The organism is Flammeovirgaceae bacterium (assembly GCA_015180985.1).
In the GTDB taxonomy this organism is placed as follows: Bacteria; Bacteroidota; Bacteroidia; order Cytophagales; family Cyclobacteriaceae; genus UBA2336.
Genome location: CP054185.1, coordinates 1344326 through 1356470, shown reverse-complemented (window position 1 = coordinate 1356470; position 12145 = coordinate 1344326). Strand labels below are relative to the sequence as shown.

Sequence of the window (12145 nt, the reverse complement as noted above, 5' to 3'; positions counted from 1 at the left end):
TTCTTCGTGAGAACCAATCCAAAACCATATCATGGTATGCTTGTTTTTTACACCCAAAGCGCGATAAGAATTCCCTACCCTGACAGCGTATATCGATTTGGTTTTATGAATCTGTTTGAAATTCAGCGAAGGGTGGTATGGGTTCCTAATCCATCGCTTATAAGCCTCCCTTGCTTTTAACTTGACAGTGGAAGGTAAGTTTTCATACGCTTTACGAAATCTTTCAGTAGTGACAGAGCGCACTTAACCAATTTTTAAAGGCTTTGTTTTTCGGGCTTTATACTCACCAACCGCTTCTGCGGCCAGTTGTTCTAATTCACCTTGTGTATCCCCAAAAGTCTTATCCCACTTAATCTCATCCAAAATCAAAGTCGCCAGTTCACGCTGCCTTTTACGCGGCAGGTTTTCAACTTGCTTCAGTACCTTTTTAAGTTCAGCTACCATTCTCCAAAAGTATTCACTTTTTCGTAATCTTAAACTCCACCCTCCGGTTCATTCTGCGGTGCTCTTCGGTATCGTTCTTCACCAGCGGCTGCGAAGCGCCATAGCCTTTGCCGGTAATGCGTGAACCGTGAATGCCGTTTTTTACCAGGTAATTTTTTACGGTAGTTACCCGCTCCTGTGAAAGAGTAAGTAATGCATTCGGGTTGCCCACATTGTCGGTATGCCCGCTCAGTTCAATTTCCATGGTAGGATTATCTTTTAAAATCTGCACCAGCCTGTCGAGTTCGGGGTACGATTCGGGTTTGAGCAGCGGGCGGCCCTGTTCGAAGAACACGTTGTTTAACTGAATGGCTTCACCGATTTCAATGGGTACCAGGTACAAGTCCTTCTGCATTTCGGTATAGGTGCGCACATTCACCAGCTCCAGGTTTTCGTTTACCGACAGGTATCCTTTTGCCTTTGCGTGCAATCCGTAGTTAACGCCATAGGGAAGCGCCACCCGGTAATCACCGGTTGCCGGATCGGAGATGGCCTCTCCGGTTTCTTTGCGGGTTACCAGGTTTTCAAACACAATGCCGGCTTCCACCGGTTTTTTTGTTTTTGCGTTGAGTACCTTCCCGACCACCAGTACCACCGGATCAGGGCGGATGACTTCCGGTAGTTTGATGCGCACGATATCCGATTCGCCAAACCCACCGGCATTGGTGCACATGTACGCATAATCGCCTGAAGCCGGCAGGGTGTAGTAGGCATCAAACCCAAACGAATTGATTTCGGGCCCGAGGTTTACCGGGGTGCTCCAGCGGGTCCATGTATCATCGAGCCGTTTGCTCATAAAAATATCCATGTCGCCATAGCCCGGATGACCATCCGAGGCGAAGTATAATGTCTTCCCATCGGCAGCGAGAAACGGTGAGGCCTCATTACCGCTGGTGTTAATGGAAACGCCCAGGTTAATTGGTTCACTCCACTTGCCCTGGGCATCTTTGAGCATTACGAAAATGTCTTTTTCTTCTTTGCCGTCTTTATAAAACAAGCTCTTTCTGTTTTTAGCGGCAAATAAAATGGCTTTACCGTCAGCCGATTGGGTTGCCTCAAAGTATCTATGTTCATTCTCGTAATACACACCGATAGTTCCCTTGTTGCGCCACCCGCTTGCAGTACGTTCAAACAATTCAAAGTCGTTGCCGGTAGCCAGTAAAATGGTGTTGTTATCCTGCCCGATGGCCGTAATGTTGTTCACCTTTTCGGAGTTAACGGGAGGTTGCATGTTTTTGCTTTTACTCCACGTGATGCCGTCCGGTGATGTGCTGTACCACACATCAGAAGCATCTTCTGTTCCGCCCAGGTTATCCGGACTGTTTTTACGGGTGAACAAAATCATTTTACCATCCACTGTAATATTAGGCGTAACTTCATTGTAACGTGTGTTCACCTCGGGGCCCAGGTTCTCTTTTACCAATCCGGAAGTAAGTTTATCGGGCAGGCTAATCCGGGTGTACCCGGCCAGCACAAAGTCGTCAACGGCCATTTTCATTTTGGTATAGGTAACAAAGCCAAAGCCTTTGCCATACCAGGGCAGCGACTTCATGCGGAATACCTCCTTACCGTTTACATAAAAAGTTAACTGACCGTTTCGTTGCTCCATGCGCAGCAGGTTGGTTTTGCCCAAGCCGCTAATACCGTCAATCTTCTTCCAGTCTTTCGCATCGGTACGGGTCTCGTCCGATGCCCACACTTTGGTATATCCGTTAAGGGAGATAACAAAGTTGTTGAGTTGTTTGCTGTCGGCATCATAACCCCAGATAAATCCAAAGCCATTGTTATCATTACCGTTCAACTGGGTAAACTTTGCCTCGGCATAAAAATCCTTATCCTGAAAAATGGCCGGATAGATGTACGAAATCCACCCCCCCTCGGGTGTATCAAATTCATATACACCATCCTTAACCAAAATAGAATTGCCGTTACCGGTATAAGTGTACCACCCCCGGTGATTGGCAGAAAAATTCTCGCTGATAATGATTTTCGGCTGGCCATACACGCTGATTGCACTCAGCAATAAAATGAAGGCAACAATTGTTTTGGCTGGACTCATGAATATGGATTATAAACTTCCTGTTCTTCCGCCATCCACCGGCAGGTTAATACCATTGATGTAGCCGGCTGCGGGCGAAGCAAGGAACGCAATAGCTGCAGCTACTTCGCTGGCCTGGCCGATTCTTCCGGCCGGAATTTCGGCCGTCATCTCGTGGCGAATGTCCTCTTCTGATTTCCCTGATTTTTCCGCTTTTGATTTGATCAGCCAATCGAGCCTGGCTGTTTGCGTAGCCCCGGGCAAAACGTTGTTGACAGTAATCCCATAAGGCGCCAATTCCAGCGAAAGCGTTTTTGCCCAGTTTGCCACTGCCCCGCGGATGGTGTTGGAAACGCCCAGCCCGCGAATCGGAATTTTTACCGAAGTGGAAATGATGTTGATGATGCGCCCGTACTTTTCTTGTTTCATGGAGGGCACCACGGCCTGGGTTATAACCTGGTTACAGATGAGGTGGTTATTGAACGCTGATAAAAACTCTTCAGGCTTTGCATCAATGGCCGTTCCACCGGGCGGGCCTCCGGTATTATTAACCAAAATATGCACCGTGTGCTTTTGCATGTACTCGTTGATCTTCTTCTTTACCTCCTCCAGGTGGCTGAAGTCAACCGCCAGGTGATGATGAAACTGGTGACCGGAGTGGTGCAACTCGCCCCACACGTGTTTCAGTTTTTGCTCATCGCGGGCCACCAGGGTAACCGAGGCGCCAAGCAAGGCCAGCTCAATAGCTGCAGCTTTGCCGATTCCCTGTGTGCTTCCACACACAATCGCATGCTTTCCGGTTAAATCAAGATTCATGAAAGGTTTAAGGTAATATGCTGGTTTTGACGGGTTAAAAGGATGCAACCACCTTTCTTACCAAACCATTTGCAGGCGGTTATCATCAGGGTTAAATTAGCAAACTTCATTCAAACCGTAAAACCATGGCTATTCGCAGACCATTCAACTTAAAGCAGTGGATTCAGGAAAACCGCAACCTGCTGAAGCCACCCGTGGGTAACAAAAACCTCTATGCCGATGCAGGCGATTACATTGTGATGATCGTAGGCGGGCCCAACGCGCGTAAAGATTATCACTTCAACGAAACCGAAGAACTGTTCTACCAACTTGAAGGCAACATTAACGTGCGCATCCAGGAAGACGGCAAGCCGGTGGATATTCCGATAAAAGAAGGTGAAATGTTTTTGCTCCCGGCACGGGTACCTCACCGCCCGGAACGGCCGGCTGGCTCGGTAGGGCTTGTTATAGAATGCAAACGCCCTGAAGAAAATATTTTGGATGGCCTGCAATGGTATTGCGACAACTGCAACAACAAGTTGCACGAGTACCGGTTTCACCTCGATAACATCGAAAAGGATTTTCTGCCCCGCTTCCGCGAGTTTTACGGTTCGCAGGAGTTGCGCACCTGCAAAAAGTGCGGCACCGTAATGGAGGCCGATGCCCGATTTGTATAAATCCTATGAAAAAATTATACGCCTCTCTGTTGGTATGCATCACGGTGAATGTGCATGCACAAAAATTCAGCGGCATTGAGTCTGACCTCTCCACACTCTACCGGTTATCCGATGCGAAAAGCCGATCCATCTCACCCGAAAATTTCACCGGAGAAAAAGGCAAGGGCGGCATGGCCACCGAAGGCACCGGCTCGCGTGCTTCGCGCGACCTGGGTCAGGGCTGGAAAGTAAGCCCCAGCGTTAAAATAAAATCCAAAACCACGTTTACCATGGCCGAAATTACCGGGCCCGGTTCCATCCAGCACATCTGGTTAACACCTACCGGCAACTGGCGCCATGCCATCATCCGGTTTTACTGGGATGACGAAAACGATCCTTCCGTTGAAGTTCCGGTAGGCGATTTTTTCGGAATGGGCTGGGGCACCTATGCCCACCTTAATTCACTGGCGGTGGCGGTAAATCCGGGCAGCGCCTTCAACTGTTATTGGCCCATGCCCTTCCGCAAGAAATGTAAAATCACCATGGAAAATCTGAGTGAAACTGAGATGACTCTCTTTTATCAGATTGATTACATCCTTACCGAAGTGCCAGCTGATGCGGCTTACTTCCACGCACAATTCCGAAGAGTAAACCGTCTGCCTTATAAATCCGACTATGTTTTGGTTGATAACATTAAAGGCAAAGGGCATTTTGTAGGAACGTACATGGCCTGGGAAGTTCATACCAACGGATGGTGGGGCGAGGGTGAAATAAAATTTTTCATGGATGGCGATAAAGAGTTCCCCACCATTTGCGGCACGGGTACCGAGGATTACTTCTGCGGTTCGTACGACTGGGATACCAAACGCAAAGTGGTTGATGGCGTTGAAGTAACCGATTATACCACCTACACCGGGCCTTACACAGGATTGCATCAAATCATCCGTGGCGATGGCCACTATAAAGTAATGCAACGATTCGGCATGTACCGGTGGCACATTACCGACCCCATCCGGTTTGAAAAAGATTTGAAAGTCACCATCCAGGCTCTCGGCTGGCGATCGGACGGAAGATACCTGCCCCTGCAGGATGACATCGCTTCGGTGGTGTACTGGTACCAAACCGAACCGCACACACCGTTTCCAAAATTGCCTTCACGGGATGAACTGGATGTTTACTGACCTGATGTTTACTGCATGAAATTTGAAAACTCGCCCGCCTTTGCCAAAAAATTGGATCGGCAAGACCCGCTGAAAACATTTCGCAAAAAATTTATAATCCCCAAACACAACGGCAAGCCGGTTATTTATTTTACCGGCAACTCGCTGGGGCTCCAGCCCATTACAACAAAAAAGTTCATCAACGAAGAATTACAGGATTGGGCCACACAGGGCGTAGAGGGACATCTTCACTCAAGAAGGCCCTGGTTGTACTATCATAAATTTTTCAAGAAGGCGCTGGCCACACTGGTGGGCGCAAAGCCCGTTGAGGTTACGGCTATGAACCAGCTTACGGTAAACCTTCATTTAATGATGGTGTCCTTCTATCAACCAACAGCCCAGCGCTTTAAACTGATAGTGGAGCGAGGCGCCTTCTCATCCGATCAGTATGCGTTTGAATCGCAGGTGCGTTACCATGGTTTGGATCCGCAGGATGCTATTATAGAACTAACACCACGGGCGGGTGAATACACCTTACGCACAGAAGATATTCTGCAAACCATTGATGACAACACCAACCAGCTTGCACTTGTACTGCTTGGCGGTGTTCAGTATTACACCGGTCAGTTTTTCAACATCCGTAAAATTACGGAAGCGGCACACCGGGCAGGAGCGCATGCCGGCTTTGATCTGGCCCATGCTATCGGCAATGTGCCACTGTCATTACATGAAGACAATGTTGACTTTGCCGTATGGTGCAGTTACAAATACCTTAACTCCGGGCCGGGCAGTGTGGCCGGAGCCTTTGTGCATGAGCGCCACGCAACCAATTTTTCTTTACCCCGCTTTGCCGGATGGTGGGGTCATAACGAATCCGAACGTTTTAAAATGCGAAAGGGATTTAAACCCATGCCGGGCGTTGATGGTTGGCAACTCTCCAACTTCCCGGTTCTTTCGGGAGCAGCCCAACTGGCCTCGCTGCAAATTTTTCAGCAGGCGGGCATAAACCGGCTGCGCAAAAAAAGTTTGCGCCTAACCGGCTACCTGGAATTTTTACTTAAGCAATCCGATCCGCAGCAGCAACACTTCATCATTATTACCCCGTCAAACGCGGATGAACGCGGTTGCCAGCTTTCCATCCTGATGAAGAAAAACGGAAAAAAAGTTTTTAACAGCCTGGTGGCCTCCGGCATTACAGCCGATTGGCGCGAACCGGACGTGATACGCGTTGCCCCGGTGCCGCTTTACAACACATTCGAAGAAGTTTTTATGTTTGCCCAGCGCTTTCGCCAGGCAACAAGTAAATGAATTAACTGACCTTTGTCAGTCTTTTTAAACTGCGGTTAACCTATCTTCCTCCCGTTATGAAAGAAATCAAAAACATAGCCATTATCGGTGCAGGCCTTGTGGGCTCGCTGTTATCCATTTATCTGGCGCGAAGAGGTTATAACGTTTCGGTATTTGAACGCAGGCTCGATATGCGCAAACACCTTATTGAAGGCGGGCGCTCCATTAACCTGGCGTTAAGCAACCGCGGCATCCGTGCCCTCGAACAGGTGGGCCTGGCCGAAGTGCTTAGGCAAAACGCCATACCCATGCACGGCCGGATGGTACACGATGAACAGGGCAAAACCAACTTTCAACCGTACGGAAAGAAGGGGCAGTTCATCAACTCGGTTTCGCGCGGGGGCCTGAATATGGTGCTGATGACCGAAGCCGAAAAAGCAGGGGTTGACTTCACCTTCGAACACCGGTGCCTGAGTGTGAATTTTGATAAAACCGAACTCATTCTACAGCACCACGAGGCCATCAAGCACAAACCATTCGATTTGATTATCGGTGCCGATGGTGCCTTTTCGGCTGTGCGCTGGGCCATGCAGCTTACCGACCGGTTTGAATTTAAACAGACGTACATTGAACACGCCTACAAGGAATTGCGCATACCGGCCGGAGATGCCGGAGAGTTTCTGATGGAGCCCAATGCGCTCCACATCTGGCCGCGCGAAAGTTTTATGCTGATTGCATTGCCCAATCCGAATAAAACATTTACCTGCACGTTGTTTCTTCCATTTGAAGGAACCAATTCATTTGCCAACCTGAAATCAGAAGAGGCTATTCAACAATTTTTTGAAAAACATTTTGCCGATGCCGTGCCCATGATGCCCACCCTGCAGGAAGACTTTCGGGATAATCCTACTTCTTCGCTGGTAACCATCTATTGCTATCCGTGGCACCGAAACAAAACGCTGCTCATTGGCGATGCAGCTCACGGTATTGTTCCCTTTTTCGGCCAGGGTATGAACGCAGGTTTTGAAGACTGCCGGGTGCTGAACGAGTTATTGGATAAGCATAACGACAATTGGAAGTCCGTGTTGCCCGAATTTCAACAATTGCGTAAGCCCGATGCCGATGCCATTGCGCAATTGGCACTGGATAACTTTGTTGAGATGCGCGACCTGGTAGCTGATGAAGATTTTTTACTCCGGAAAAAGATTGAAGCGAGGCTGCACGAGCTCTTCCCTGACAAGTGGATTCCTTTATATACCATGGTCACCTTTCGTGATGATTTGCGTTACTCACATGCTTATGCCACCGGGCAAAAGCAAAAAACCATTATGGATGAGGTGATGAAGACACCTGACGTAGCAACAAAATGGGAAACGCTCAATTTCGAAAGCATTGTAAACCAATTGGGATAATACTGAATAGTTGCTACCTTCGGAGGAGTGACATCCCCCATCCTACGTTCCTCCGTTCTTTACTCAATAATTCCTTTTTTGTTTTGCCTCCATGCTTACCTCATTCAGGCTCAGGAGCGACCGGTGCTATTGCATGAAGAGATAAGGAAACTATTGCCTGAAAATATTGAAGGTTTTGCTGCACAAAGCAAGCCCGTAACAAGAGTGGTAAAAATCGGAACACTTTCCTACTCGCTGGCGGAGCAATCCTTCAGCAAAAGCAAGCGTAAAATCAAGATTCTGCTGTTTGATTACAACAATGCTCTCATCATGTACAGCCAGGCTACCGGTAAATGGAAAGACATGCCAACTATAGAAAGTGATTCGGTGATAAGCCGGTATATAGAATTACCCGATTGTATAGGAAGGGAGTCATTTAACAAAATCAACAACACTTCACAAATTCTGCTTGGTGTATGCGACCGGTTTTACCTGACGCTTGCCGGTGAACGCATTGAGTTGGAAACCCTGCGAAGCATTATTAGTTTATTTGACTTATCCAAATTTCCGCGCACGGCTATTGATAATCCGAAAAGCCGCTAGCCGTCAGTTTTTATATGCTGGCGGTACTCTTCAAACCGATCGAAGATTTCTTTCACATAATTAACCGGCTCCTCGCATTTGCAATAGCCGGCCATCACCAGTGGATCTTTATAATAAGCCGGGTCGGATTTTTTAAGCAGGTAGGATTCCACCTCGTTCCATACATTTGGGTTACCTCCGTACTTAATGGTAAGCTTTCTTGCATCAATTATATGCGAGAGGCCGGCATTGTATGATGCCAGTACGAACCGGATGCGCTCCTGCTCATCGTTTACTTCCTTTAACCAGTAGCGGTCAAGATGTTTCAGGTAGTTTACACCGGCCCGTATGCTCTGGTTTGGATCGTTCGGATTGCTAACGCCAAAACGTTTAGCAGTCTCAGGCATCAGTTGCATTAATCCCTTGGCGCCCGCCCATGATTCGCCTTCCGGATCAAACCTGGATTCCTGGTAGATGACCGCTGCCAGCAGGCGCCAGTCCCACCCCAGTTTTTCGGCACCTTGTTTAATCAGTTCATCATAAGGCGAAATTTTATTGCCAGCAAGCGAGGAGTAATCGCTTTGCATACGAATAAGGGAGGTGCGCGGATTTTTAAAGTACCGGTTATAGATAACCATAAAGGTTGGTTCCTTTTTGATTTGTATGAGCCACTCATTAAAGGCCAGCAATAACTGAGGTGACGTATTCCGCACTGACCAGGCAATTTGCTGGGGCAAACTTAAAACGGTTTCAATGTCCAGGTTTGGGTAGTATCCGGCATTTACCTGGGCCATAAACTGATCGGCAACGGTAAAATCAATTTCACCAAGGGCAACCGCTTTTATTAAATCTTCGGTACTCATGTTGGCGCTGTCGGTTCGAATCAGAATAGCTCCACCGATTTCTGCAGATAAATTCCGAAGGCGTTGTTCAAAACTGGAGTTCGGCCTTACGAAAACTTCGCGGTTAATAAGCTCAGCCGGCTTACGCACAACCTGTCGGTTGATTTCATCGGCTGTGAGTGTACGCCAGTTTTGGGGTTTGCGCTGTACCAATACCTGGTGTGTTTCAAATAGTGGTTTGGTAAATGTTATCCGGCCGGTTCGTTCGCTGGTAATGGCCAATGGAAAAGCCAGGATATCGCCATCCCCGCCTTTAAGCCGGTTAATCGCCTGCTCAATACCCGATTCAATTTTAATCCGCAAATCCACCTGCAGGTGGTTGGCAAACAGGCGCAGCAGCTCGTATTCAAAACCCATGGAGCGCCCCTTGTAAATGAAGTAGCTATATGAATTATTGTCAACCAGGGCATTGATAAACCCACGTTTGCGGATAACATCCAGATCGATGTTGGCTTCGGTAACCGAATCAACTTCCTCCGAAAGCCTGCCGCAGGCCACCAGTAACAGAAAAACCGGAAGCGTACACGTAATCAATCGCGGCAGCATATTCGGAAGGTACTGAAAGGGGCGTAAAATAAAAAGAGGCCCGGTAGGCCTCTTTTTATGAAGAATTATGCTATACCTTATTTCAATACATCATCAATCCGATGAATAACACCGGCATTGGTTAAAATGTTGGCCGTGGTAACATCAGGGTTGTTAACTCCATCTGTTAACGTAATGGTGGAGCCTGAAATACTTATCGTAAACGTTTTGCCAGACAACAAGGTATTTACGGTTTGCCCGTTGCTTAGATCAGTTGACAACACCCTTCCGGCAACTACCTGGTTCCTTACCATGTTTCCCACTTCGGTGGCTGTCATGGCTTTTAAAGCTGCGATGGCATCTATTTCCGTTGCGGCCGAAAGCGCAACCAGCCAACGACTGTCGTTAGCGGTGAAGAGGGTGTAATCGGGAAGCGGTGAAGTGTTCGGAAGCAAGGTGGTGGCCATCTCACCCTTCAGTATCGCATAAACCAAAATATCAAAGTCGGCACCATTACCATCAGCGGCAGTTTCAGCTACTGCAAGCGTGGGTGTGGTGGTTGGAGGATTGGTTCCATAATTAATACTGATACCAAGGCTGGCCATGGCACTGGACGTTGTTACCGGATTCAATACCTTATTGATAGTATGAATTATACCGTTCGATGCGTCAATATTGGTGGTTATCACTTTGGCGCCATTGCCGGCCCCGGTGCCCGCGTTGTTGGCATTGAGCAACACCTGCGAACCGACTTTTGATATGGAGAGCCTTGACCCCTGCTGGGTATTAAACACCTGGCCACCCGTAATTTGTGAAGCCGCTACCTCACTACTGAATATGTGGTAGTTGAGGCGTGTGGTAAGTGCGCCAATGCTGACTGTTGACGTGGTGGTCATAGAGTTGTTGATGTAATTAATTACATCAATTTCATCCCAGGCAGGCTGGTTTAAAGCACTTCTGAAGAAAACCGTAAAAGCACTGTCATGCGGTGCAAAAACCGTGTAACTCCCGGAGTTCACATTATTATATGAGGCGGCAAGCCCGGTCTTTTTAAGGGCGGCAAACAGGACATTCAAATCGGGGTGTGTTGAAGCCACCTGCACGATGGTTGGTCCGCTGGCCGGTTCAGGCTGATCAAACTCCGAACATCCGGCAATAAAAGCCACACCAGCAACAACCAGAGCCGTTACGATGGAATAGATTCTAATATATCTCTTCATAATTTTTCAGATTAATTGTGTTGAACAACAGTAGCACCGAGCGCACGGTTTCCTGTGCCACCCTCAACGCCACGGATTACAACGGTGTACACCTTATCGAGCAGAAACTGCACCGGATCGCTGGTGTAAATAATTTGGGTAAATCCTGCGTCTTTCGAAACCTCTATCCGGTAATCATTTGGAACACTGGCAATGTTGGTATTCTGCAAGGTAAAATTAATACCGGTTCCTGTAACAGTTCTTGAACCAACCGAAGGAGTGAAGTTTGCGGTACCGTTAGGATTAGCAAAACTCAGAATGTAAGGAACGCTTGTGCCAAGTGAAATGATTGAACCCGTTGAGACAGGATTTAACCGCACCCAAAGCGGCTCGGTATAATTTCGTGGCGATGCCTGTACCAGGCGGATTGCCGATTGTGTGGTGTTGGGAGATGTAAATGCAGGGTAGTTGTCGCGCAACAGGTAAAACCGCACACCACCCGGGTCGCTTGCTCCCAACGGAACAACTCCAATAGGCACCACCTTGGCTCTTTGTGCCGGAGGAAGTGCTGCCTTTTCAACCACAGAAATGTACGTTCCGGTTAACGGGTTAAAAAATGTGGTGTCGCCAAAATTGGAGGCGTTAAGCTTACGTACCGGCTTAGGCCTCGAAATGGTATCCAGCGCAAAGAGCGTATAACGGGCTCCGTTAATGGCTGCAAAATTGTTGGTGTTGTTATTGCCGGCACGGTAAATCACATCGCTCGAACCCAACACACCTCCAATTGTTCCTGAAGACGCCTTGGCCCGGATGTTTGTATTGGCCGTAAAGCCACCGGCACCTCCCGAGGTAATTTGCACATTGGTATAGCCGGTTTGTCCTGCGCCAAAAGCAGCGCTTGTACCGGTTTTAACATTGTTAATATACATATCAAGCGAAGGGGCATCGGGGGCCGCATTCACAAATAAAAAGTTGGCCGAAAAACCCGAAGGCTGCGGATTGGGAACCGCGGTAATGTATTCCGGATCTTCGCAGGCCCAAAAGGCTACCAGCAAAATGGCTCCTGCTCGGGCCACATTCCTCATATTCATATATTTTCTCATAACTGTTTTCATAAACTGTAACGC

The 12145-nt window shown here is 48.1% G+C and carries 11 protein-coding genes; 5 read left to right on the top strand and 6 right to left on the bottom strand.

The window, feature by feature from the left end:
- Positions 1-243: 243 nt before the first annotated feature.
- From HRU69_06405 to HRU69_06395, 3 genes are read right to left on the bottom strand one after another with little or no spacing between them, the layout of a single operon-like run.
- Positions 244-444, bottom strand: coding sequence for a hypothetical protein (locus tag HRU69_06405; GenBank protein QOI97144.1), 201 nt, complete (start codon positions 442-444; stop codon positions 244-246).
- Between the two features lie 13 nt (positions 445-457).
- On the bottom strand, positions 458-2542 hold the full coding sequence (locus HRU69_06400) for an OmpA family protein (GenBank protein ID QOI97143.1): 2085 nt from the start codon (positions 2540-2542) through the stop codon (positions 458-460).
- A 9-nt stretch (positions 2543-2551) separates the two neighbouring features.
- Positions 2552-3337, bottom strand: coding sequence for an SDR family oxidoreductase (locus HRU69_06395; protein QOI97142.1), 786 nt, complete (start codon positions 3335-3337; stop codon positions 2552-2554).
- A gap of 125 nt (positions 3338-3462) precedes the next feature.
- Here HRU69_06395 and HRU69_06390 point away from each other — a divergent pair, with 125 nt between their 5' ends.
- From HRU69_06390 to HRU69_06370, 5 genes are read left to right on the top strand one after another with little or no spacing between them, the layout of a single operon-like run.
- The gene (locus HRU69_06390; GenBank protein QOI97141.1) at positions 3463-3993 is read left to right on the top strand and encodes a 3-hydroxyanthranilate 3,4-dioxygenase; all 531 of its coding nucleotides are present in this window, start codon (positions 3463-3465) and stop codon (positions 3991-3993) included.
- Positions 3994-3998: 5 nt separating this feature from the next.
- The gene (locus HRU69_06385; GenBank protein ID QOI97140.1) at positions 3999-5153 is read left to right on the top strand and encodes a DUF2961 domain-containing protein; all 1155 of its coding nucleotides are present in this window, start codon (positions 3999-4001) and stop codon (positions 5151-5153) included.
- A 15-nt stretch (positions 5154-5168) separates the two neighbouring features.
- Positions 5169-6440, top strand: a complete 1272-nt coding sequence (gene kynU, locus HRU69_06380; protein QOI97139.1) for a kynureninase — start codon at positions 5169-5171, stop codon at positions 6438-6440.
- Positions 6441-6496: 56 nt separating this feature from the next.
- Complete coding sequence (locus HRU69_06375) at positions 6497-7831, top strand: FAD-dependent monooxygenase (protein QOI97138.1); 1335 nt, start codon at positions 6497-6499, stop codon at positions 7829-7831.
- Positions 7832-7858: 27 nt separating this feature from the next.
- The gene (locus tag HRU69_06370; protein ID QOI97137.1) at positions 7859-8413 is read left to right on the top strand and encodes a hypothetical protein; all 555 of its coding nucleotides are present in this window, start codon (positions 7859-7861) and stop codon (positions 8411-8413) included.
- Here the strand turns inward: HRU69_06370 and HRU69_06365 are convergent.
- The 3 genes from HRU69_06365 to HRU69_06355 all read right to left on the bottom strand — a co-directional run bounded on the left by HRU69_06365 (position 8410) and on the right by HRU69_06355 (position 12133).
- Complete coding sequence (locus tag HRU69_06365; GenBank protein ID QOI97136.1) at positions 8410-9840, bottom strand: transporter substrate-binding domain-containing protein; 1431 nt, start codon at positions 9838-9840, stop codon at positions 8410-8412. The genes HRU69_06370 and HRU69_06365 overlap by 4 nt on opposite strands.
- A gap of 77 nt (positions 9841-9917) precedes the next feature.
- A complete protein-coding gene (locus HRU69_06360) occupies positions 9918-11039 on the bottom strand; it encodes a fasciclin domain-containing protein (GenBank protein ID QOI97135.1) in 1122 nt (373 codons plus the stop codon).
- Positions 11040-11050: 11 nt separating this feature from the next.
- Entirely contained in the window at positions 11051-12133 is a 1083-nt protein-coding gene (locus HRU69_06355; GenBank protein ID QOI97134.1) for a DUF4397 domain-containing protein, read from the bottom strand.
- Between the last annotated feature and the right edge of the window lie 12 nt (positions 12134-12145).